23 protein-coding genes and 1 tRNA gene are annotated in these 21,203 nt (G+C 59.4%); 12 read left to right on the top strand and 12 right to left on the bottom strand.

Going from position 1 to position 21,203, the window contains the following annotated elements; translation table 11 throughout:
- The first annotated feature begins 112 nt into the window (after window positions 1-112).
- From AN476_RS15465 to AN476_RS15495, 7 genes are all read left to right on the top strand, one after another.
- Window positions 113-409 carry a hypothetical protein gene (locus tag AN476_RS15465; RefSeq protein WP_054462502.1) on the top strand — a complete coding sequence of 99 codons (297 nt, stop codon included), beginning with the start codon at window positions 113-115 and terminating at the stop codon, window positions 407-409.
- A gap of 142 nt (window positions 410-551) precedes the next feature.
- Window positions 552-2,297, top strand: a complete 1,746-nt coding sequence (gene argS / locus AN476_RS15470) for an arginine--tRNA ligase (RefSeq protein ID WP_054462503.1) — start codon at window positions 552-554, stop codon at window positions 2,295-2,297.
- Window positions 2,298-2,395: 98 nt separating this feature from the next.
- On the top strand, window positions 2,396-3,982 hold the full coding sequence (locus AN476_RS22480) for an SPOR domain-containing protein (RefSeq protein ID WP_083464362.1): 1,587 nt from the start codon (window positions 2,396-2,398) through the stop codon (window positions 3,980-3,982).
- On the top strand, window positions 3,982-4,986 hold the full coding sequence (gene nagZ / locus AN476_RS15480) for a beta-N-acetylhexosaminidase (protein WP_054462504.1): 1,005 nt from the start codon (window positions 3,982-3,984) through the stop codon (window positions 4,984-4,986). Before AN476_RS22480 ends, nagZ begins: the two co-directional genes overlap by 1 nt.
- Window positions 4,979-5,776: a ScpA family protein gene (locus AN476_RS15485; protein ID WP_054462505.1), complete on the top strand. Its 798-nt coding sequence runs from the start codon at window positions 4,979-4,981 to the stop codon at window positions 5,774-5,776. The genes nagZ and AN476_RS15485 overlap by 8 nt, the downstream gene beginning before the upstream one ends.
- Entirely contained in the window at window positions 5,776-6,450 is a 675-nt protein-coding gene (gene scpB, locus AN476_RS15490; protein ID WP_054462506.1) for an SMC-Scp complex subunit ScpB, read from the top strand. The genes AN476_RS15485 and scpB overlap by 1 nt, the downstream gene beginning before the upstream one ends.
- A 143-nt stretch (window positions 6,451-6,593) precedes the next feature.
- Complete coding sequence (locus tag AN476_RS15495; RefSeq protein ID WP_054462507.1) at window positions 6,594-6,818, top strand: hypothetical protein; 225 nt, start codon at window positions 6,594-6,596, stop codon at window positions 6,816-6,818.
- On the opposite strand, the gene AN476_RS15500 is transcribed toward AN476_RS15495, so the two are convergent.
- Complete coding sequence (locus AN476_RS15500; protein ID WP_054462508.1) at window positions 6,784-7,995, bottom strand: MFS transporter; 1,212 nt, start codon at window positions 7,993-7,995, stop codon at window positions 6,784-6,786. The two genes, AN476_RS15495 and AN476_RS15500, sit on opposite strands and share 35 nt — an antisense overlap.
- A 126-nt stretch (window positions 7,996-8,121) precedes the next feature.
- Here AN476_RS15500 and AN476_RS15505 point away from each other — a divergent pair, with 126 nt between their 5' ends.
- Window positions 8,122-8,598, top strand: a complete 477-nt coding sequence (locus AN476_RS15505; protein ID WP_054462509.1) for an Lrp/AsnC family transcriptional regulator — start codon at window positions 8,122-8,124, stop codon at window positions 8,596-8,598.
- A gap of 7 nt (window positions 8,599-8,605) precedes the next feature.
- Here AN476_RS15505 and AN476_RS15510 read toward each other — a convergent pair whose 3' ends face one another.
- The 9 genes from AN476_RS15510 to AN476_RS15550 form a co-directional block, all read right to left on the bottom strand.
- Window positions 8,606-9,172 carry an AAA family ATPase gene (locus AN476_RS15510; RefSeq protein WP_054462510.1) on the bottom strand — a complete coding sequence of 189 codons (567 nt, stop codon included), beginning with the start codon at window positions 9,170-9,172 and terminating at the stop codon, window positions 8,606-8,608.
- 110 nt (window positions 9,173-9,282) lie between these two features.
- Complete coding sequence (locus AN476_RS15515) at window positions 9,283-10,362, bottom strand: 2'-deoxycytidine 5'-triphosphate deaminase (RefSeq protein ID WP_054462511.1); 1,080 nt, start codon at window positions 10,360-10,362, stop codon at window positions 9,283-9,285.
- A gap of 134 nt (window positions 10,363-10,496) precedes the next feature.
- Window positions 10,497-10,573, bottom strand: a tRNA-Pro gene (locus AN476_RS15520).
- 75 nt (window positions 10,574-10,648) lie between these two features.
- A complete protein-coding gene (locus tag AN476_RS22485; protein WP_083464363.1) occupies window positions 10,649-12,037 on the bottom strand; it encodes a MerR family transcriptional regulator in 1,389 nt (462 codons plus the stop codon).
- A 122-nt stretch (window positions 12,038-12,159) separates the two neighbouring features.
- A complete protein-coding gene (gene ihfA / locus AN476_RS15530; protein ID WP_054462512.1) occupies window positions 12,160-12,462 on the bottom strand; it encodes an integration host factor subunit alpha in 303 nt (100 codons plus the stop codon).
- A gap of 93 nt (window positions 12,463-12,555) precedes the next feature.
- Complete coding sequence (locus tag AN476_RS15535; RefSeq protein WP_054462513.1) at window positions 12,556-13,527, bottom strand: beta-ketoacyl-ACP synthase III; 972 nt, start codon at window positions 13,525-13,527, stop codon at window positions 12,556-12,558.
- Window positions 13,528-13,547: 20 nt separating this feature from the next.
- On the bottom strand, window positions 13,548-14,654 hold the full coding sequence (gene plsX / locus AN476_RS15540) for a phosphate acyltransferase PlsX (protein WP_054462514.1): 1,107 nt from the start codon (window positions 14,652-14,654) through the stop codon (window positions 13,548-13,550).
- Window positions 14,655-14,693: 39 nt separating this feature from the next.
- On the bottom strand, window positions 14,694-14,900 hold the full coding sequence (gene rpmF / locus AN476_RS22490; RefSeq protein WP_083464364.1) for a 50S ribosomal protein L32: 207 nt from the start codon (window positions 14,898-14,900) through the stop codon (window positions 14,694-14,696).
- A 229-nt stretch (window positions 14,901-15,129) separates the two neighbouring features.
- A complete protein-coding gene (locus tag AN476_RS15550; protein WP_054462516.1) occupies window positions 15,130-15,666 on the bottom strand; it encodes a DUF177 domain-containing protein in 537 nt (178 codons plus the stop codon).
- Window positions 15,667-15,764: 98 nt separating this feature from the next.
- Here AN476_RS15550 and AN476_RS15555 point away from each other — a divergent pair, with 98 nt between their 5' ends.
- From AN476_RS15555 to AN476_RS15565, 3 genes are all read left to right on the top strand, one after another.
- Window positions 15,765-16,235 (top strand): outer membrane protein assembly factor BamE, encoded by a 471-nt coding sequence (locus tag AN476_RS15555; RefSeq protein ID WP_054462560.1) that lies wholly within the window; start codon window positions 15,765-15,767, stop codon window positions 16,233-16,235.
- A gap of 104 nt (window positions 16,236-16,339) precedes the next feature.
- Entirely contained in the window at window positions 16,340-17,137 is a 798-nt protein-coding gene (locus AN476_RS15560; RefSeq protein WP_253279914.1) for a GNAT family N-acetyltransferase, read from the top strand.
- Window positions 17,138-17,175: 38 nt separating this feature from the next.
- Entirely contained in the window at window positions 17,176-19,005 is a 1,830-nt protein-coding gene (locus tag AN476_RS15565) for an ABC-F family ATP-binding cassette domain-containing protein (RefSeq protein WP_054462517.1), read from the top strand.
- Between the two features lie 219 nt (window positions 19,006-19,224).
- Here AN476_RS15565 and AN476_RS15570 read toward each other — a convergent pair whose 3' ends face one another.
- Both AN476_RS15570 and AN476_RS15575 read right to left on the bottom strand, forming a co-directional pair.
- Window positions 19,225-19,980, bottom strand: coding sequence for a 3-hydroxyacyl-CoA dehydrogenase (locus AN476_RS15570; protein ID WP_054462518.1), 756 nt, complete (start codon window positions 19,978-19,980; stop codon window positions 19,225-19,227).
- 62 nt (window positions 19,981-20,042) lie between these two features.
- Window positions 20,043-20,990 carry a GNAT family N-acetyltransferase gene (locus AN476_RS15575; RefSeq protein WP_054462519.1) on the bottom strand — a complete coding sequence of 316 codons (948 nt, stop codon included), beginning with the start codon at window positions 20,988-20,990 and terminating at the stop codon, window positions 20,043-20,045.
- A 45-nt stretch (window positions 20,991-21,035) separates the two neighbouring features.
- On the opposite strand from AN476_RS15575, the gene AN476_RS23105 reads away from it, so the two are divergent.
- Window positions 21,036-21,173 (top strand): hypothetical protein, encoded by a 138-nt coding sequence (locus tag AN476_RS23105; protein WP_172684839.1) that lies wholly within the window; start codon window positions 21,036-21,038, stop codon window positions 21,171-21,173.
- The last annotated feature ends 30 nt before the right edge of the window (window positions 21,174-21,203 follow it).

Below are 21,203 nucleotides of genomic sequence, written 5' to 3' on the forward strand. Positions count from 1 at the left end.
AGATTTATCCCGGGGGTGGGCTCTGGCTGTATTTCTGCTGAAATCTGGCCCTATGCTCCGGCCTGCTGTGGCTTTTTCTTTGGGAAATCGCAGGACAAGACCGGGGCGCGCTATGAAACAATGGACAGTTACTTTTCTTGATGCCCCAGGCATGTCGCGTATCCGCAGTGATAGAGCGCGGCGCAATGCGCATATTGCCTTTGTCCGGAACCGACCCGAGTTGCAGATTGGTGGGCCTTTGGCGATGGTGCCGATGCAGGATTTTCCGGGTGCCATCTGGACAGTTCAGGCAGACTGCCGCGCCGATGTTGAGCGGTTAATCCTGTCGGATCCCTACTATGTCGCCTCGTTGCGTCGCTACACAGTCAGCGCCTGGGGAGATGCCGCCGTGGGCCAGGCGGCGCTTTGACCGCTGCTGGTGTTGCGCTGGGCGCAAGATCGGGGCGATAAAGGCCTCTCGGCCCGTTTATACGCTGGTCTTGTTTCATAGAATGGTTGACCATTGAGCTAGGCATGATAAGCCGCAAAGCCGAACCAATGGGACGCCAGAGATGAACCTTTTTTCCGATATCCGTGCGCTTGTCATCGACAGCCTGACTGCAATGACTGCTGAGGGCGCTCTGCCCGAGGGGCTCGATTTTGCCAATGTCGCTGTTGAGCCACCGCGAGATTCGGCGCATGGGGATATGGCGACCAATGCCGCCATGGTGCTGGCCAAGCCCGCTAAGATGAAGCCGCGCGATATCGCCGATGCCCTGGCCGCCAAACTGGCAGAGGATGAACGCATCACCTCGGCTGAGGTGGCAGGCCCTGGGTTCCTGAACCTGCGGCTGGCGCCGGTGGTCTGGCAGGGCGTGCTGGGTGCGGTTCTGGAGGCCGGGCTGGACTATGGGCGTGCCGATCTGGGCCAGGGCAAGCGGGTCAATGTTGAATATGTTTCGGCGAACCCCACCGGGCCTTTGCACGTGGGGCACACCCGCGGTGCGGTCTTTGGCGACGCATTGGCTTCGCTGCTGAGCTATGCGGGCTATGACGTCACCCGCGAGTATTACATCAATGATGGGGGTGGGCAGGTCGACGTCCTGGCGCGCTCGGTCTACCTGCGTTATCTCGAAGCCCATGGCCAGGAAATCGCCTTTGCCGATGGCACCTATCCCGGTGACTATCTGGTCCCCGTGGGCGAGGCGCTGAAGGACAAGGTGGGCGACACCTATGTTGATCAGCCCGAGGATGTCTGGCTGGCCGAGGTGCGGGAGTTCTCCACCGATGCGATGATGGAGCTGATCCGTGAGGATCTGGCGATGCTGGGCATCAAGATGGATGTCTTCTATTCTGAAAAATCGCTCTATGGCACCGGCCGGATCGAGGCTGCCTTGGCAGAGCTGGAAAGCAAAGGGCTGATTTATCAGGGCGTCCTGGAGCCACCAAAGGGCAAGAAGCCTGATGATTGGGAGCCGCGCGAGCAGACCCTGTTCAAATCTACCGATCACGGCGATGATGTTGATCGGGCAGTGAAAAAATCCGATGGCGCCTGGACTTATTTCGCCCCGGATATCGCCTATCACTATGATAAGGTCTCCCGCGGCTTTGACGAGCTGATCGACATCTTTGGTGCTGACCATGGTGGTTATGTCAAACGGATGAAGGCCGCTGTTTCGGCGCTCTCCGATGGCAAAGTGCCGCTGGACATCAAGCTGTGTCAGCTGGTGAAGCTGTTCAAGGATGGCCAGGAATTCAAGATGTCCAAACGGGCAGGGACCTTTGTCACCCTGCGCGATGTGGTTGATGCGGTAGGCCCCGATGTGACCCGCTTTATGCTGCTCACCCGCAAGAATGATCAGGGCTTTGACTTTGATCTGGATAAGGCGCTGGAGCAATCCAAAGACAACCCGATCTTCTACGTGCAATATGCCAATGCGCGGATCTGTTCGACCCTGCGCAAAGCGGGTGAGGCTGATATTGCCACCGATGACGCGGTGCTGGGCGCGGCGGACCTGGCGCAGGTCTCCCATCCGGCGCAGCTGGCTGTGGTTAAGAAACTGGCAGAATGGCCGCGCCAGATCGAAATCGCAGCCCGCACAAACGAGCCGCACCGGGTTGCTTTCTACCTCTATGATTTGGCGTCAGAGCTGCACGGGCTCTACCACCTGGGCAAAACCGAGTTTGGTTTACGTTTTGTTAACGAGAGCAGCGAAACGGCAACACATGCCAATTTGGCGCTGGCGCGCAGCGTTTCCATTGTTATTTCCGCCGGTCTTGGTATTCTAGGGGTGAAACCGGCGCAGGAGATGCGGTAAAAAACCGCGCACAACCGTCGGACTGAGGCAGTTCAAGAGACCCAAATGCAGTCAGGTGAGAGTTGTCTCGCCTGGCGCTAAGGGCAGCAAGGCGGATTATGGCGTATTTTGCGCAGGCGGGCTCCGGTCAGCCCAACTCCCATAATGGCTCCCCGGATGGGGCGGCTTCTGATGGCTTTGGGCAGCAAGGCGCAGGCCCCAGAGTGACGGTGAACCCGCAGGTTACTGCCCGTCCGTTAGCAGCAGTTCAGCACCCCCCGAGCTTTCAACAGGCGCCTCAGCCTGCGCCTCAGGTGGCTCCAGTGCAGCCGCAGGTGTCGCGCTCTGTCAGTCCCTTTCCCGCGGAAGGGCCTGATCTCTATACCAATTACCAACCCCCTGCGTCAGAACCTGAGGTCGAGCCACAGCCTGTGTCCTTTGCCGCTGCAGCGCCAGTTCAGCAACCCAAATTGCAGGACTATGTGAGTGAAGACTACGCGGTCCCGGGGATTGGCTCACAGACCTACGCTGCACCGGGAGCAGTTTCTACAGGAGCAACGGTTTCGCATCCTGAAGCCACTTCTAGCTATGCGGAGCCAGATTATCTGGCTCAGGGCAGTAGCAGTGAAAGCGGCGCCTATGGCGCGGCCTATGGGGCTGCAGCCGCACAGAACTATGGGTATGAATCGCAGGAAGATGCTGCCGACGATTACGGCTATGACGACGGCAACAGCTTTGCAACACCGATAGCCGCATCGGGCCTGGCCCGTATCACCGGCCTGGTCGGAGCTGCCGCCTCGCTTGCCCTGGTGGTTGGGCTGGGGGTCTGGGGCTATCAGCTGGTCATGCGCGATGTCAGCGGGGTTCCCGTGGTGCGCGCAGTAGAAGGCCCGATGCGGACGCAGCCCGAGAACCCTGGCGGCAGCCAGGCAGACTATCAGGGCCTTGCGGTGAATTCTGTAGCCGCAAATGGCACCGCCGAAGCCGCCGCTGACCGGGTGACCCTGGCTCCGCAGCCTATCGAGCTGTCGCAGGATGATCAGCCCATGTCGCGCCTCTCGGCCCCAGAAGCGGATGTTCCCCCACGGGTGATCGGCCAAGGCGCTGAACCCGCAGCTCCCCAGGTTTCCGAAGCCTCTGTCACCGCCTATCAGAATGGCGATATCGATGCCCTGGTGGCTGAACTTACCGATGGTGTGGCGCCGATTACTGGTGACCCGGCCCAGGACGGGGCTGTAGCAGCGCCGTCGATTGTGCAGCCTGAACCCTTGCAACCTGTTGAGATCGCTGCAATTGGCTCGCCAACTGCGCCCTCTTCAGCTCTGCGGAATGCGCCAGGTGTCAAAATCTCGTTGCGCCCAAACCTGCGGCCCGCACGGTTTAGCCCTGCTGTGGCCCAAACTACCCCCGGGAGTGGTCGCGCCACTTTGGAGGTGGATCCCAATAGTCTTCCGGTCGGCACCCGCCTTGCGCAGCTCGGAGCCTATGAAAGCGCCGCCGTGGCGCGCGCGGAATGGGACCGGATCTACAATCGCTTTGAGGACTATCTGCAGGGCAAGACCCGGGTGATCCAGCGTGCTGAAAGCGGTGGGCGCACCTTCTATCGTCTGCGCGCCATGGGCTTTGACGGGCTTTCGGATGCACGCCGGTTCTGCTCGGCTCTGGTCGCGGGTAAGGCGGACTGTATTCCGGTGACAACTCGTTGATGACCTGCGGTGCTACCATTCTGGATGCCACTGGGCTGGCCCTGACTGCGGAAGAAAAGGCCTTCTTTCGCGACGCCGACCCCTTTGGCTTCATTCTCTTTGCCCGCAATATCGAGAGTGCCGACCAGGTTCGCGCTCTCTGCGCCGAGCTGCGCGAGTCTGTGGGTCGTGATTGCCTCATCACAATCGACCAAGAGGGCGGCAGGGTTCAACGCCTGCGCAGCCCACTCGCCCGTGACTGGATGGCGCCATTGGACCATGTCAAACAGGCGGGCGACGGGGCTGAGCGGGCGATGTATCTGCGCTACCGTCTTATTGCGCAGGAACTGTTGGATCTTGGGGTTGATAGCAACTGCGCCCCCGTTGGCGATCTGGCAACACCGGACACGCATCCGTTTCTAAGGAACCGCTGCTACGGTGACCGCCCCAAACAGGTGGTCCGTCTGGCGCGCGCAGCCGCCCAGGCGCATCTGGACGGTGGGGTTCTTCCGGTTCTGAAACATATGCCAGGCCACGGCCGCTCGGTACTGGACAGTCACAAAGATCTACCGCATGTCACGGCCCCGCTTGATACACTTCAGGAGCATGATTTTGCCGTTTTTTCCGGCCTTTCTGATTTGCCCTTGGGGATGACAGCACATCTGGTCTTTGAGGCGCTGGATGATCAACCTGCCACGGTTTCGCACAAGGTTGTGCAGATGATCCGCCGCGATATCGGTTTTGGTGGTTTGATCATGACCGATGATATTTCAATGAAAGCCCTGGCTGGAACTCCGAGTGAAAAGGCCGCAGCCGCGCGTCGTGCGGGCTGTGATCTGGTGCTGTTTTGCAATGCGTCCCTGGCAGAGCGGCGCGCCGTGGCAGAGGCTGCAGGCAGGCTGGACCAGGCAGGGCAGGAGCGTGCCAATGCGGCCATGGCGCAGCGCCAAGCCCCCATCGCGCTTGACACCGAAGCCGCCGAGGCCGAACTTACCGCCTTGATGGGCGGAAAGGTCTATGTCTGAACAAAATCTGTTTCACGAGGTCACGGCGCAGTCTGTGGAGGAACGGCTAGCAGCCGAAGCCTTGATTGTTGATGTCGATGGCTTTGAAGGGCCGCTCGACCTGTTGCTGACGCTGTCGCGGACGCAGAAGGTAGATCTGCGTCGGATCTCTGTGTTGGAGCTGGCCCGGCAATATCTGACATTTGTCGATCATGCTAAGGAGCTGCGCATCGAACTGGCGGCTGACTATCTGGTGATGGCGGCCTGGTTAGCCTATTTGAAATCACGGCTGCTGCTGCCGCCTGATCCCAGCGAAGAGGGGCCGTCGGGGGCCGAACTTGCAGCGCATCTGGCCTTTCAGCTGGAACGCCTGCAGGCGATGCGCGATGCGGCGGCCCGCCTGATGGGGCGGGATCAGCTGGGGCGTGATTTCTTTGTGCGGGGCCAGAACCAGGATATTCAGCGGATACGGACCGTGACCTATTCCGCCAACCTTCTGGACCTGATGCAGGGCTATGCCCGCATCCGCACCAAGGATGATTTCCGCCCCTTTGTGATGGACCGTGACAGTGTCTTTACCATGGAAGAAGCGCTGGAGCGCATGCGAAGTTTGATAGGTTTTACAGGAAGCTGGACCGATATGCTTAGCTATTTGCCCGATGGCTGGCACAAGGACCCGGTCAAGCGGCGGTCGGCTACGGCGGCAACCTTTGCCGCCTCCTTACAGCTGGTCAAGGAAGGGCGGCTCGAAATCCGCCAAAGCGATAACTTTGCGCCCATTCAGCTGCGCAGTCTGGATGAGGAGAGCTGATGCAACCCGAAAGCCCCCGAGCGGTCAGTGAGCCGCATAGTGACAGCGACAGCCTGTTTGATGCCCCGCCAATCGCGGAGCAGGAGCGCATGGTCGAAGCAGTGCTTTTTGCCAGCGCCACCCCGGTGACCCTGCGCGATCTTGAAGGGCGGATGCCGCATGGGTGCACCCCGGCAGCGGCACTGGAACATCTGCGCAAACGCTACGAGGGGCGCGGGGTGCGGGTCGTGCAGGTGGGCGAGGCCTGGGCTATCCGGACCGCACCTGATCTTGGGTTTTTGATGCAAAAGGAAATCGTCGAGACCCGCAAGTTGAGCCGAGCCGCGATCGAAACCTTGGCGATTATTGCCTATCACCAGCCGGTGACACGTGCCGAAATCGAGGAAATTCGCGGGGTTTCTGTGTCGCGTGGCACGGTGGATCAGCTGCTAGAGATGGAGTGGATCCGCATCGGGCGCCGCCGGATGACGCCGGGGCGACCAGTGACCTTTGTGGTGACGCCAGTGTTCCTCGATCATTTTGGCCTGGAAAGCGCCCGAGATTTGCCGGGGCTCAAGGAGCTGCGTGCAGCTGGCCTGTTGGAAAACAGACCACCTCCGGGCAGCCTGCCCTTGGGGCAGGGCGGTGATGACGGCGATGAGGATGCGGATCAGCCCGAACTGTTTGGCGAGTAAAACTGCCTGAGGCGCCATGTCGCTTGTATCAGTGTGCGGCGCCAAGGAATTGCCAGATTGTTCTGTTAGGTAGAGACCGACGCGGGGCCACATGCGGTCTCGCCCTGGGGCGACCATGAAAGCGCTGGAGTGGGAAAACGGGTATGAACCTTGATATGATTGTAAAAATGGTGATGCGGCGTCTTTTGGGTAAGGCGGTGAATGCCGGAGTAGATGCGGGGCTTGGGGCTCTTTCCGGGCGTAAGTCACGTCGGTCTGGTCACGAGGGCCGCGCACAGGCGGAAACTCCGGCCGAAGCTGAGGCCCGCGCTGAGCGCGAACGGATTCGCGAAATCAGGCAGGCGCGTCGGGCACGGCGGAATTCCTAACCTCTGATCTGGGAAGGTGGCGCAGACTCACAGCGGCTTCAACCGCTTCGAAGAGGCACAGCAGTGCTGATAGAGCCAAACAGCCCATGAGCCCCCAAAGAGGGAAAATCAGCCCGCCCACGAAGGGGGCGGTAAAGACGCAGAGATAGGTGATCGTGCTATAGAGCCCCATGATCGCGCCGCGTTGCCCCGGATCCAGGATTGTCAGCCTTGCCACCAACAGGTTGAGGCCAAGATGCTGAAAGATCCCCCAGATCAGCGAAAAGATCAGCAGCAGCAGGTAATCCGCTGAGGTGGCAAGCATTCCCAGATAGGTCAGCGCGATCAGTACAAAGACGGGTGGTGTCGCCCGCGCCAGCCCCAGCCGGTCCAACAGCGGATCAAAGAGCACAGCCAGCCCAAAACCAATGCCATAAAACAGCGGCAGCAGCCCGGCCTGCGCGGTGCTGAGACCCAGAGTAAGGGTTACATGTGCGCCGGTGAAAAAATAGGTGGCATAAAAGCTGAGCATCAGCAGGCTGGAGGCCAGAAGGCCGCGGCGCATTCCCGGCACCCGTAGGGCCGTCAGTGGCGAGCTGGCTTGCGAGCCAAGGCCAGAGGCCATCCGCCCCATCCGCGCCGAACTGAGCCAGAGCAGGGCGGCCAGCCCTGCGAGCGCGAGATAGACCAGACGCCACCCCGCGAGATCCGCGAGCCAAGCGCTGAGACTGACGCCCAGCACCATGGAAAGCGTCCAGCCGGTGAGCACCAATCCGACAACCCGCGCTTCACGTCCGCGTGGCGCGATGACGGCGGCGAGCGTATAGATTGACGGCAGCGCTGCGCCCCCGGCCAATCCGCATAGAACCTGTGCCGTGATCAACCCCCAAAGACCGGGCGCAGCAGAACTTGCCGCAAGCCCCAGGGCTAGGACCAAAAGTGCATAGCGCAATAGCCGCCCGGCTCCAATGCGATCTCCCAAAGGGGCCAGCGTCAGCGCGGCGGCAGCAACGCCCAGCCCATAGGCGCTGGCAGCCTGCATGACCTCACTCGGATTGGCATCCACTTCACTGCCAACAGCCAGAACCAGCGGCGACAACAACAGCGAATTTGAACCGACAATGCCGATGGCGCTCATCAAGATCGCGATTGACTGCCAGAGCGCTGGTTGGGTCGAGGATGAAGGGGAAGTGGTCATAGGGAATGGTCCGATACATCTATTCTGTTTTTCCCCTTAAATGCCTTATAGTATTCTGTGAAGGCCGTTCTGAAAAGAGATGTGAAATTACAGATATCATTCGGGCGGGTGCTCAGGAGGCTGCAGATGGATGCCATAGACAGAAGAATATTAGGTGAGCTGAGCCGAGATGCCACGCAATCCTATGCTAGAATCAGCGCCAGCGTTGGCCTCTCTGCTCCGGCTGTACACGAGCGGGTCAAACGGATGCGCGCCGCGGGGGTAATCCGCTCCACCGTCGCGCAGTTGGACGGTGCTGCCGTCGGCAAGCCGCTCCTGGCCTTTATCCATGTTGACACCATCGGCTGGGGCAAGACTGCGGAGCTGATGGCGTTGGAGGGCTGGCCAGAGGTTGAGGAAATACATACATCAACCGGCGATACCTGCCTGATCCTCAAGGTGCGCGTGGCCTCACCGCAGGCACTGGAGGGGCTGTTGGCGCAGATCTACGATGTCCAAGGGGTGCGGGGAACGCGCACCTATATGACGCTCTCCACGCGTTTAGAGCGCAGTGTGCAGGCCGAGATTTCACCGGATCTATCAGAAGGGGTGTTTGTAAAGTGAGTTGGGATCAGTCGAGTAGACCCGTGTTCAGGAGGGTATTGATCTCGGCATGGCTGCACAGCGTGACAACGGGCACCTGGGGACCAAAACGATCCAGGGCCTGTTCCAGTCGCGGTGCTTCGCAGCGTTCAAAGTTCCAGATGTAGGAGAGAAATGCGCGGTCCGGGAGCCTCTCTGCACAGCCCTCTGCCATGCCCATACGGGTCCTGCCATAGTTTTGAAGGACCCGCTTGGCGATGCCAACAAGGGCGATACGGCGCGGCACCCGGACCCAGAGCACCAGGTCGGTTCGGGGCAGGCGTAGATCGAGGCTGGAGATGCTGATACCGTCCATGATCCAGCGTTGGCCCCGAATCTTTTCGGCGATCAATCTGCGCTGACTAGGTTTGTCGCGTTGTTTCCAGCCGGGCAGCCAGCGGATGTCACGATCAATCGAGATATAGTCGAAGCTTCCCTGCGTGCAGAGCTGCCGGGATAGGGTGGTTTTGCCACCGCCGCAGCAGCCAACGACCAGAAGGCGATTGGCTTGCTGCAACAGGGCTTTGGCATCAGAACGGGAAACATGGTTTGGCATTAGGTCCTCGGGGTTTTTGAAAATGACGGCAGAGCCCGGTTGGGTCGGCAGTCACCTGGCGAGGAACAGAGGCAAGGCGGCGCCTGTGCAGGCGCTGCCTTGAACCCGGTTTAGCTGGGTGATTTGAAATGTTTGGAGAGCTTGAGCCCTTGGCCCTGATAGTTGGAGGCAATCCCGGAGCCATAGAGCTGCTGGGGAAGCTCAGACATGCGTTCATAGACCAGACGGCCAACCACCTGGCCGTGTTCGAGCACAAAGGGCGCCTCGTGGCAACGCACTTCCAGAACGCCGCGTGAGCCTTTGCCGCCCGCAGCATCATGGCCAAAGCCGGGGTCAAAGAAGCCCGCGTAATGCACCCGGAACTCGCCCACCATGGCCAGATAGGGCGCCATTTCGGCAGCATAGGCCGGTGGGATCTGAACCGCTTCGCGGCTGACCAGAATGTAAAAGGCGCCAGGGTCCAGGATGATGCGACCAGAGGTGCTCTGCACCTCCTCCCAATAGTCCTGCGGGTCGTATTCGCCGATTCGGTCCAGATCAATCACGCCAGTGTGTGGCTTGGCGCGATAGCCCACCAGATCAGAGCCCGGCAGGCGCAGATCAACAGAGAAGCCGAGCCCGTCTTCGATCAGGGCTTTGCCATCCACCAGCGGGCTTTGCTGGTGCAGCTCCGCAAGTTCCGCATCGCTCAGCACCGCCTGGCCCTGACGGAAACGGATTTGGTTCAGGCGCATGCCCGGGCGCACTAGGACCGAAAAGGAACGCGGGCAGATCTCGGCATAAAGCGGGCCAGTGTAGCCGGGTTTGATCCTGTCGAATTCGACACCCCCATCGGTGATTGTCCGGGTGAGCAGGTCGAGCCGCCCGGTGGAGCTTTTGGCATTGGCCACTGCGGATACGTCTTTGGGAAGCGCCAGCCCCTCCATCAGGGGCACCAGATAGACGCAGCCTTTTTCCAAGACCGCGCCATTGGTCAGCTCAATACGATGCATCTCAAACTCGCCGATCCGGTCGGCAACGCTGCAATCCTGCCCGGCCAGAAAGGACGCGCGCACCCGGTACGCAACGCTGCCCAGCCGCAGATCCAGGCTGGCGGGCTGAACCTGACCTTCGACCAGGGGCTCCGCGAGAGTGATCTCGCCCCGGGTGAACATTTTTTCAATCGCTTGGCTGGGTAGAACGCCGGTCATGGTCCATTTCCTTTGGCTTGGAAGTGCCTATAGTGCTGACCGATATCATCTCTTTAGGGTTTTGGCAAAACGGCAAGTGGGAGGGGCAGAATGCAAAAAAACCGTTTGAATGCAAAGCACTCAAACGGTTTTTTTGGTCGGGCTAGCAGGACTCGAACCTGCGACCTTCCGTCCCCCAGACGGACGCGCTACCAGGCTGCGCCATAGCCCGCTGATGACGGGTTCTACTGTATTTCCCGGCGGGGGCAAGGGGGTATTTCCGGTTTTTTTCTGTGGCAGTAGATTTTTATCCGGCAGCCAAGATCGCGCGCAGCTCTGCGGCGCAGTCCGCGACCTCAGCCTTCACATGCGCGGGCAGCCGAGATGTATGTTCGAGAAGAGAGAGAACATTTGTGACGGGATCGGCAGAGGCCTGCGCGGCAATTGGCTCGGGATCCGCTGTCGTGATCTCTGGCGCCTCTTGCTGCACGACAGGCGGGGTCATCTCCTGAGCGAGTTCTGCCAAAGGCGGCTCAACAGCCGCTACATCAGCGGTCTCAGCCTGAGGCGGCGCGGGCTCCAATGTGGCAAGCGGTTGCTGGGGAGCCCCTACTGTTTCTGTTTCGGCCGCAGGGGAGTCGCTTACTGTCGCCACGGAGGGGGCGGTGTCCGCCAGAGAAGGGGCAAGCGGCTCTACCGTATCCTGAAGAGGGGCAGCCGCGCGAGCGGGACCTGATGATTCCGCGGTGGTTTCTTGAGGTGCTTCTTCGGTGTCCAGCGGCACCTGCGCGTTTGGAGCGGCCTCTGCAGGACTGTCGAGCTCCATATGCATCTGCTCAGGTTCCGGCGTGGAAGCTGCCAGTACCGGTTCTGCAGGGGCTACGACCTCTGGGGCAGCATTGGCGACAGGCTGCTCCGTCTGCGAGGGGGTTACCGTTGGCTCAACCACTGAAGCGGCTTGGGCGGCTGCGGGACTCTTTTGCGGCTCTGCGGCAACCTGTGCTTCGGCAGGTGGGGAGGACTCAGCAACCACTTCCGGAGCCGGAGCCGGAGGAGGGGATGATTCGTTTTCAATTCCGGCGGAAACGTCGGGCGCTACTGGTTCGGACTGTGTGGCTTCGGGCTCGGAGGAGGGCGCAGGAGCGGTAACTTCAGGCGGTGCAACTGCAGTTTCCACGCTGGGTTCTGGGACCACCGCGGCAGGAGTTTCAGATTCGGGTGCTACTTGAACTGCTTGCGGCTGCGCAATTTCGGGGTGGGGTTGAGCGGGGGCGGTCGGTTCAACAAATGCGACTTGCGCGCTGGCCACATCGGCCTCGGGTGCGGCAGCGGGGACCTCCTGCGGGGGAATGGCTGCCGGGTCGACTTTTTCCACGGAACGCGCTTTTGGGGCTGCCTCCTCGACCGGAGGGCCGTCTGACTCGAGATCATGGGACATCTGGCTCACATGGGCGATGCCATGATCGCGCAGAATCGCCTGGACCTCTTTGATCGACAGCCCGTCTTTGTGGAGGAGTTTCCGAATGCCCCCCAGGAGCAGCATATCTGCAGGTCGGTAGTAGCGGCGGCCGCCAGCCCGTTTTACCGGCTTAATCTGGGTAAACTTGCTTTCCCAAAAGCGCAGAACATGTGCCTGCACGCCGAGCCAGTCCGCGACTTCGCTGATGGTGCGAAAGGCGTCCGCTGATTTTGACATAGTGATCGTTCCAATGTTCGCGCTCTGGGGAGGCGCGGAGTTTGCTGTTCCCAACCAGGGCGTTGCAGGCAGGCAACGCCGGGCGGATCAGGCAGAAAGAGACAATGCTGGACGGTGCCGCCTTACTTTCGGTTTCCGTCGGCCACCCGGTCCTTCATCAAATGCGAAGGGCGGAAAGTCAGAACGCGGCGTGGCTGAATAGGAACTTCCTCACCGGTCTTTGGATTGCGGCCAATACGAGCGGATTTATCCCGAACGCTAAAGGTGCCAAAAGACGAGATTTTCACCTGTTCGCCTTTTACCAGGGCATCGGACATGTGTTGCAACATGCTCTCTACCAGCTGGGCACTTTCGTTTCGAGACAAGCCCACCTCACGGAAGACCGCTTCGCTCAAATCCATGCGTGTAAGAGTTTTTTCGCTCATGCTTAATCCCCGTTGTTTGTCAAACAATAGGGGCAGGGGAATTTCCCTGTCAATATCAATGAATTGCAAGAGCCTTGTTTCCGGGGGGCGGCGCTACCAGCGCAACACTACCGCGCCCCAGGCCAAGCCGCCGCCAATGGCTTCTGTAACGATCAGGTCGCCGGGCTTGATTTGACCGCGCGATTTCCCGACAGAGAGTGCCAGGGGGATCGAGGCGGCAGAGGTGTTGCCATGGTCCTGAACAGTGACAATCACGTTGTCCATCGGCAGGCCCATCTTTTTGGCCGTGCCCTGAATGATGCGGATATTGGCCTGATGAGGCACGATCCAGTCAACATCTGCGGTGCTCAAATCCGCGCGTTCCAGTGCGGTACTGGCTGTTTTTGCAAGCTTTTCTACGGCGTGGCGGAAGACTTGGTTGCCCTGCATGCGCAGATGGCCGGTGTTTTGCGTGGCAACGCCACCATCCACATAGAGCAGATCCTTGTAGCGACCATCGGAGTTGAGGTCGGTGGACAGAATGCCACGATCCTCTTTGCTGCCGGCCAGGGTCTGTGCCTCCAATACCAGCGCACCAGCGCCATCACCAAAGAGCACACAGGTCGCGCGATCCGTCCAATCCATGATTCGGCTAAAGGTTTCGGAGCCAATGACCAAAACCCGCTCAGCCTGGCCGGAAACGATCAAGGCATTTGCATTGGTCAGCGCGTAAACGAATCCGGCGCAGACCGCCTGGACGTCAAAGGCAAAGCCGCTTGTCATGCCCAGTTTGGCCTGAACCATGGTTGCGGCAGAGGGGAAGGTCAGGTCAGCGGTGGAGGTCGCAAGCACGATGGCGTCGATATCCGAGGCTTCCAGTCCGGCGTCTTTCAACGCGGCCAGGGCGGCTTCGGTTGCCATATCCGAGGTGGTTTCCCCCTCGGCGGCGAAATGGCGCCGCTCAATGCCTGAACGCGAGCGAATCCATTCATCGCTGGTGTCCAGAGAGGCTTCGAATTCCGCGTTTTCCACTACTCGCTTGGGGAGATAATGTCCTGTGCCAACCACTACTGCACGTCGCGTCATTCGATGTCTGCCTTTTGGAGTTATTTGATGGGATGCTCAGCATCCTGGGGAACGATGTCATCTTGGGTAAGCTCGACGACAGATGCAACCCGTGCGGCCAGTTTTTCAGCAAAGCCTTGCTGAGCCAGGAGGAAGGCGAGTTTGACCGCAGCCGAGATTCCGGTGGCATCGGCGCCACCGTGGGATTTGACCACTGTACCATTCAGCCCAAGGAACACGCCACCGTTGACCCGGCGCGGGTCAATCCGTTTGGCCAATCGCGCCAACGAGGTATAGGCCAGAACTGCGGCAATCCGGGAAAGGAACGAATATTCAAAGGCTTCACGCAGGGTGCTGCGCAGCATGCTGGCGGTGCCTTCCCCGGTCTTGATGGCGACATTGCCAGTGAACCCATCGGTCACAATGAGATCAACTGCATCGCCGGGGATATCGCTGCCTTCAACAAAGCCAACAAATTCATACTCGGCCGTTTCCGCATGGGCCGCGATCAGGGCATGGGCTTCTTTCAGCTCTGCATGGCCCTTGTGCTCTTCGGTGCCGACATTGAGCAGCCCAACGCGTGGGCGGCGAATATCCATCGAATTGCGGACATAGGAGGTGCCCATGAGGGCATATTGCAGCAGATCCCGCGCATCGGCGCGCACATCGGCGCCAACGTCCAGCATCACATTGAACCCCTGAGGGTTACGTGATGGCCAGAGAATCGCAATCGCCGGACGGTTCACACCAGGCACTTTGCGCAGCCGCAGCATCGACAGCGCCATCAAGGCGCCGGTATTGCCGCAGGAAACCGCCCCTGCGGCCTCACCTTTCTTGACCGCATCCAGCGTCGACCACATCGAGGTGCCCTTGCCATTTCTCATGACCTGGCTGGGCTTATCCTCCATCGTGACGACTTTTTGGGCGTCCCGAATCTCGACACGCCCGGCCAGAATGCGCCGCTTGGCGACCAAAGCCGCCAGTTCCTCGGCGGGACCGTGCAGCAAAAAGGCGAGCTGGGGATTCTTTTCGGCAGACATGGCAAGACCGGCCACCACAACTGCGGGGCCGGCGTCTCCGCCCATGGCGTCAACCGAGATCACAATGCGGTCGGATTTTGTCACTGATTGATCGGGTTTACCCGTCATGCAAAAATCCGCCCCGCAAATTGTGTGATCGTCGCGATCTTATGCCGCGTCTTCGTCGATTTCGACTTCGTCGTTGATAGCAACAACTTCTTTGCTGTCATAGTGGCCGCAGGAGGGGCACACGTGATGGGGACGCTTCAACTCACCGCAGTTCGAGCATTCGTTCGGGTTTGCAGCAACCAGAGCGTCGTGCGCGCGGCGGTTGTTACGGCGCGACTTGGATACTTTATTCTGTTGGACGGCCATGTCTCAACCTTCGTCTATTGGGGCCTTGGGGTTGATGCCCGCGGCGCGTTTCACATTCGTTCGTTAGATCGGTAGGCGAGCGTTTAGGCCGCAGCCTCTCCGATGTCCAACCAAAAATTCCGATGAGCGCGCGAAAATACTGAGAATCTCCGTCTGCGCAAGCGGTTTTTTAAGCCAGGCGGCCCGGTGATACCACCCGCAAAACCGGTTTTTCGTGAGTTTTTTAACCTTAGCTCTTTGGGTCGAGCTGTTTCTTGAGGGCTGCAAGCCCAGCAAAGGGCTTGGTGTCCTCTTCCCGCATCGGAGCGACCCCCGGTTCAGCGTAGACCGCTTCGCCCAGTTCTGCGCCTTCTTTGCGCGGGTAGGTGGGGATCAGCAGCGACAGGGCTTCGATCATCACAACCGAAGGATCGATTTTGTCCTGGAGGGGTTCAACGCGCTCATCTTCCTCCATTTCGACCTCAGGGTCATCGGGCTCTGACAAGCCAGAGACAAAAATACGCTCGACCTTTTCATCGATTCGCGTGGACATGGGCTCCAGTGTCACCACACAGTCCTGCTGAACCGTGGCGCCCAGGCTGGCAGAAAGTTGCCAGTCGCGCTGGCCCTTGGCCGTGATCTTTCCGGTGAAGCGAAGTTTCTTCAATCCCTTGATTTCCAGCTCCTGTGCCAGTGTTTCAAGCACTTTGGCATCGGGCTGTATGTCAAAGGAAGTTGCCCTGTTCTGTGGCAGATCGGACACCTTAAAGGCGGTGCTGTCAGTCATGATGGCTACTTTCGTTTCTTGAACCGGAGGCTTGCATTAGGTAATCGGGTTCAAAGGCGTGTTCAAGCCAGAGGCAATGCAGTGTTGTGGGGATCATCATGAATGCACAAAAAGACCAGCTGAAGGCAGCGGTGAAATATGCAGCCTGGGCAGTCGCGGCGCTGGCAGTGGCTGGGTGTACAGCGATTTACAAAAAACACGGCTATGTTCCCAGCGAAGAACAGCTGGCAGAAGTTGTTGTCGGCATTGATACGAAGGATTCGGTTGCCGAAACGATTGGCGTGCCGACGGCCTCGGGCGTGTTGAACGATGGCGGCTACTACTATGTCTCAACCCTGATGCGGACCCGTGGGGCAGGGGCAACCAAACCGGTTTCGCGGTCTCTGGTCGCGATCAGCTTTGACTCGCGCGACGTGGTTTCGGGAATCGAACGCTATAGTCTGGAAGACGGCAAGGTGATTCCGCTCGCGCGCCGGGTGACCAGTTCCAGTGTTGAAGACAAAACATTCCTGCGCCAGCTTCTTGGTAGCCTCGGCAACTTTAACCCAGGCTCCTTGTTGGAGGAGTAACATCCGAGATCCGGCCCGGGGCCAGACGCTGCTGGCCGGATTTGTCTGAATTGTGAGTGATTGGTCGCGTGGAGCGGCTACTTCGAGAGGCAAGGAGGGCTAAAGTGAGGGGTGCAAGCGACGGAAAGTCTGTGGCGGATGCGCCAGTTTCAGCTGTGTTGCTGGAACGGGGCGGCTACCGGGCCCGGCTCGCTCAGACTGCGCAGGATCTTTTACAGGCGCAGCAGTTGCGGGGGCGTTGCTTTCGGACAGAGGTTCGGGACCAAGACCCCTATGATGCGGCCTGCCTGAATGTCTTGATCGAATCGCAGGCCAGCGGGGATCTGGTTGGCTGTTTCCGGTTGATGGTGCTGGAGAGTGGTCAGGCGATCGCTGAGAGCTACTCTGCTCAATTTTACGATTTGTCGCGGCTTTCAAAATTTCCAGAGCGGATGATGGAGCTGGGTCGCTTTTGCATTGATCCTGGTGTTCAGGATGCGGATATTCTGCGCCTGGCTTGGGCTGCGGTCACAGACATGGTCGACCAGCAATCTGTTGCCCTGCTGTTTGGCTGTTCGTCTTTTGCCGGAACCACCCCCGAGACCTATACCGAGGCCTTCGCTTTGTTGCAGCGCCGCCATTTGGCGCCTGACCGCTGGCGCCCGGGTCACGCAGCGCGCGAGACCCGCTGCTTTGACGCTCTTCTGCACGACCGCGCCGAAGGGCAGAAACCGGATCTGAAACTGGCCCAGGCGCAGCTGCCCCCCTTGCTGCGCAGCTATCTGACAATGGGGGGCTGGGTGAGCGACCATGTTGTGATCGACGCGGATCTCAACACCTGCCATGTTTTCACCGGTCTCGAAGTCAAGGCAATTCCGGCAACGCGCAAACGGCTCCTGCGGAGCGCTGCGCAACAGTCCTGAGCGTTGACCTTACCGCCTGCGCGGTTTAGCTGGCTCCTATGGCACGTATTCCTCTTTTGCAGATGACCGGGATCTCCCTCACCTTTGGTGGCGATCCCATCTTTTCAGATCTCGATCTGGTGGTTCAACCCGGCGACCGGGTCGCGCTTGTTGGGCGCAATGGATCGGGAAAATCCACCCTTATGAAGGTGATGGCGGGGCTTGTTGAAGCTGATACCGGCAGCCTGGTGGTACCTTCGGGGCGCTCGGTTGGCTATATGGAGCAGGATCCGCAGATGACCGGATTTGCGACCTTGGGCGATTTTGCAGCAAGTGAACTGGACCCGGGCGAGCTCTATAAGGTGGAACGCGCCGGTGAGGGGCTGAAATTCGACCCCGATCGGCCTGTGGCAACAGCTTCGGGCGGTGAGCGGAGGCGGGCGGCCCTGGCCAAGCTGATGGCGGAAGCCCCTGACCTGATGTTGCTGGACGAGCCGACCAACCACCTGGATATCGAGGCAATCACCTGGCTGGAATCCGAGCTGAAATCCACGCGGGCCGCCTTTGTGTTGATTTCACACGACCGGGCCTTTTTGCGGGCGCTGACACGGGCCACTCTTTGGGTAGATCGCGGGCAAGTGCGCCGCCAGGAAAAAGGCTTTGAAGGCTTCGAAGCCTGGCGGGACAAAATCTGGGAAGAGGAAGACCAGCAACGCCACAAACTCAATCGTCTGATCAAAAGCGAAAGCCGGTGGGCGGTTGAGGGCATCTCGGCCCGACGCAAGCGCAACATGGGCCGCGTGCGCGCTCTGCATGAGCTGAAAGACCAACGTGCCAGCCAGATCAAGCGCCAGGGAGCGGCAGAACTGGCCCTGGAGGCGGGACCAAAATCCGGTCGCAAGGTGATCGAGGTCGAGGGGCTGAGCAAGACCTATGGCGACAAGCGAATTGTGCAAGATTTTTCCCTGAAGGTTCAACGCAGTGACCGGGTGGCCTTTGTCGGTCCTAACGGCGCGGGCAAGACCACATTGCTGAAGCTGATGCTGGGGCAGGTCGCGCCGGATGCCGGATCCGTCAAGCTGGGAACCAATCTGGAAATCGCGCTCTTTGACCAGACACGTGACCAGCTGGATCCAGATGCCAGCCTCTGGGAGAACCTGACATCTGACCCCTTGCTGGGGATTTCTGGCAAGGCGGATCAGGTCATGGTGCGGGGCAACCCCAAGCATGTTGTTGGCTATCTCAAGGAGTTTCTGTTTGACGAGAGTCAGGCCCGTGCGCCTGTCAGATCCCTGTCTGGGGGCGAGAAGGCGCGGCTGCTCTTGGCCCGGCTAATGGCGCGACAAAGCAACCTTCTGGTGCTGGATGAACCGACCAATGATCTGGATGTGGAAACCCTGGACCTGTTGCAGGAACTGCTGGATTCTTACGATGGTACCGTATTGCTGGTGAGCCATGATCGGGACTTTTTGGACCGGGTTGCCACCACAACCATCGCCATGGAGGGCGATGGCAAGGTGACTGCCTATGCAGGGGGCTGGAGTGACTATATCAGTCAACGGGGCGATTTTCCTGGGATAGGAACTTCGGAAAAACCGTCTAAAAACAAATCGCAAAAGGCCAAGTCTAAGGCAGCGGCATCAGGTGATGTGGCGGGCAAGGAAAAGCTGAGTTTCAAGGAGAAGCATCGCTTGGAGGCCTTGCCTGCTGACATTGAGCGGCTGGAGCAAGAGATTGCCAAGCTGCAGGACCTGATGGCTGACCCGGAGCTTTTCACCCGCGAGCCGGTTAAGTTCAAAAAGGCCACAGAAGCCTTGGTCGAGCGGCAGGAAAAGCTGGCTGCGGCAGAGGAGGAATGGCTGGAGCTGGAAGAAAAGGCCGAAGGGTGACTGAGTCCACTCTTCGTTAACAAATGGTTATTGGCCACTGTTCATCTAAGGGCCCGGTACCTTTGGTATAGGGATGGCTCAGACCGAAGCAAAGCTGTGACGGGAAAACTGCCGGGCTATGTAGGCGGAAGTATAGGGTGAAACAGCAAATAGGCGCAGGGCTCAACGCTCTGCGCCTATTTTCATTCGGCATTGAAAAGGGCAAAGCCAGCGGAGGCTTTAACGCATGCGCAGGGCACCGTCGATGCGGATGACTTCGCCGTTGAGATAGCCCGCCTCGGCGATGAAACCCGCCAGTTGGCCATATTCAGCTGGATCGCCCAAGCGTGCAGGATTGGGCACATCTGCGGCCAATTGCTGCTGCACCTCTTCGGGCAGGCCTGCCAACATCGGCGTCATGAAAATACCCGGAGCAATGGTCATCACCCGGATCCCGCTAGAGGCCAGATCACGGGCCATGGGCAGGCACATGCCAACAACGCCGCCTTTGGAAGCGGCATAGGCGGCCTGACCCTTTTGCCCATCAAAGGCCGCAATCGAGGCCGTATTGATGATGACACCACGTGCGCCGTCGGATTCGGGTTCATTCTTGGCGATTTCAAGGGCGGCCAAACGCGCCACATTGAACGTGCCTACCAGGTTGATGTCGATGGTGCGTTGGTAGGCGTCCAGCGGGTGGGCACCATCGCGCCCAATGGTTTTAATTCCATAGGCGATCCCGGCGCAGTTCACACAGGCAGAAATGCGGCCCATCTTTTCGACGGCATAGGCGATGGCGGCAGTTACCGACGCCTCATCTGTCACATCGGTCTGCACAAAATGGCCGCCGATCTCTGCAGCGATCAATGGGCCGCGTTCCGCGTCGCGATCCAGGATGGTGACGGCTGCGCCGTTATCGGCAAAATGGCGTGCGGTAGCCTCGCCAAGGCCGGAGGCGCCGCCAGTGATGATGGCGCAGGTCTGTGCAAGTTTCATGAGCAGTGCTCCTTCGGGTATCTGAACATTTGTTCAATAACTACCAGATGGAGCGCTTCTGTCTAGCACGACGTGGCGCTCATCAGTTTTCTGTCCCAGCGCGCCAGCGGAGAGAGCAGTCGCCCCAAGGGTGGCCACAGGACCCAGGTGCCGCCCAATTGCGACAGCTGCGCGCCGGTGCCCAGTTTGAACCGCGCAAGTCCCGGCGCCTCCTCGGTATTGATAAGGCCCAGATCCAATTGCTGGCAGCCCTTGGCCGCGAGCCAGGTCATGGCCTCCCACATCAACAGGTTATGAGCCGAAAGTGACTTTCCAGCCGGTGTTGCATGGGCAATGTGGTAGGTGGCCCCCTGACCGTGGCGCAGGATCAGGATTGCGGCAACGGGTGTGGCTCCGTCAAAGGCCTGAAAAAGTTTCGCCTTTCCTTTGTTTGCTTTTGCATAGGCTAGGGTCAAAGCAACGGGCCAACTGCGGTAGCCGCGGCGGTTCTGCTGGGCTTGATCTGCGGCAAAGAGCCAGTGGTTTTGGTCCAAAGCCATGTTTTGCCGACTGACTCGCAGACCGCTTGAACGGGCACGGTTCAGCCGGTTGCGCCATTTCTGACGCAGGGCGGCAGAGCGCTGCTCACTGGAATTGCTCAGGTCCAGTAGGGCCACATAGCTCGGGCTAACCAGCGGCAAGGCACCAATATCGACAAGTTCTGGGCAGGGGTGCTCTGGCGATAGAATTATCGGGGTGCGGTGGAGCCCATTGGCGCGCAGCGCCTCTACTAGCCGGGAGGGCTGCGGCATGGGCGCACGATTGATCATAGCAAGCCTCAGCCCAGCTGCCAGGCGTCGGGTGGTGACGAGGGTGTCGTGAAGCTCTGGCAGAGGGGTGGGGGCTTGGGCCAAAGCCGTCATGGCACGTTGGAACTCAACAGATTGTGCCAGCGTCACCGGGCGGGAGGGGCGCCTGTGCAGTTGCTGTGCTGGCTTGCTGTGTGCGGCGGGAGAGGGGAAATCCAACATGGGTCTATTTACCAATCAGAAACCTAAATGAGGGTTAATGAAAGAATGAAAAAACAGTTTCAGATTCTGGGCCGGATTGCGCCAAATCCAAAGCTGACTGTTTCAGCAGCTTTCGCATTGGCCTCTATCTTATCCGTTCCGGTTTTTATTGTGTTGAGCTTGGCGGACTGGCTGTTTTTGTGAGGCTCTGCCTCACACTCCGGGATATTTTGG

The organism is Phaeobacter sp. 11ANDIMAR09 (assembly GCF_001294455.1).
Classification (GTDB): Bacteria; Pseudomonadota; Alphaproteobacteria; order Rhodobacterales; family Rhodobacteraceae; genus Pseudophaeobacter.

Coding starts and splice junctions, on each gene's coding strand:
- AN476_RS15465 (WP_054462502.1), top strand. CDS start 113: ATGAAACAATGGACAGTTACTTTTCTTGATGCCCCAGGCATGTCGCGT.
- argS (WP_054462503.1), top strand. CDS start 552: ATGAACCTTTTTTCCGATATCCGTGCGCTTGTCATCGACAGCCTGACT.
- AN476_RS22480 (WP_083464362.1), top strand. CDS start 2,396: ATGGCGTATTTTGCGCAGGCGGGCTCCGGTCAGCCCAACTCCCATAAT.
- nagZ (WP_054462504.1), top strand. CDS start 3,982: ATGACCTGCGGTGCTACCATTCTGGATGCCACTGGGCTGGCCCTGACT.
- AN476_RS15485 (WP_054462505.1), top strand. CDS start 4,979: ATGTCTGAACAAAATCTGTTTCACGAGGTCACGGCGCAGTCTGTGGAG.
- scpB (WP_054462506.1), top strand. CDS start 5,776: ATGCAACCCGAAAGCCCCCGAGCGGTCAGTGAGCCGCATAGTGACAGC.
- AN476_RS15495 (WP_054462507.1), top strand. CDS start 6,594: ATGAACCTTGATATGATTGTAAAAATGGTGATGCGGCGTCTTTTGGGT.
- AN476_RS15500 (WP_054462508.1), bottom strand. CDS start 7,995: ATGACCACTTCCCCTTCATCCTCGACCCAACCAGCGCTCTGGCAGTCA.
- AN476_RS15505 (WP_054462509.1), top strand. CDS start 8,122: ATGGATGCCATAGACAGAAGAATATTAGGTGAGCTGAGCCGAGATGCC.
- AN476_RS15510 (WP_054462510.1), bottom strand. CDS start 9,172: ATGCCAAACCATGTTTCCCGTTCTGATGCCAAAGCCCTGTTGCAGCAA.
- AN476_RS15515 (WP_054462511.1), bottom strand. CDS start 10,362: ATGACCGGCGTTCTACCCAGCCAAGCGATTGAAAAAATGTTCACCCGG.
- AN476_RS22485 (WP_083464363.1), bottom strand. CDS start 12,037: ATGTCAAAATCAGCGGACGCCTTTCGCACCATCAGCGAAGTCGCGGAC.
- ihfA (WP_054462512.1), bottom strand. CDS start 12,462: ATGAGCGAAAAAACTCTTACACGCATGGATTTGAGCGAAGCGGTCTTC.
- AN476_RS15535 (WP_054462513.1), bottom strand. CDS start 13,527: ATGACGCGACGTGCAGTAGTGGTTGGCACAGGACATTATCTCCCCAAG.
- plsX (WP_054462514.1), bottom strand. CDS start 14,654: ATGACGGGTAAACCCGATCAATCAGTGACAAAATCCGACCGCATTGTG.
- rpmF (WP_083464364.1), bottom strand. CDS start 14,900: ATGGCCGTCCAACAGAATAAAGTATCCAAGTCGCGCCGTAACAACCGC.
- AN476_RS15550 (WP_054462516.1), bottom strand. CDS start 15,666: ATGACTGACAGCACCGCCTTTAAGGTGTCCGATCTGCCACAGAACAGG.
- AN476_RS15555 (WP_054462560.1), top strand. CDS start 15,765: ATGAATGCACAAAAAGACCAGCTGAAGGCAGCGGTGAAATATGCAGCC.
- AN476_RS15565 (WP_054462517.1), top strand. CDS start 17,176: ATGGCACGTATTCCTCTTTTGCAGATGACCGGGATCTCCCTCACCTTT.
- AN476_RS15570 (WP_054462518.1), bottom strand. CDS start 19,980: ATGAAACTTGCACAGACCTGCGCCATCATCACTGGCGGCGCCTCCGGC.
- AN476_RS15575 (WP_054462519.1), bottom strand. CDS start 20,990: ATGTTGGATTTCCCCTCTCCCGCCGCACACAGCAAGCCAGCACAGCAA.
- AN476_RS23105 (WP_172684839.1), top strand. CDS start 21,036: ATGAAAAAACAGTTTCAGATTCTGGGCCGGATTGCGCCAAATCCAAAG.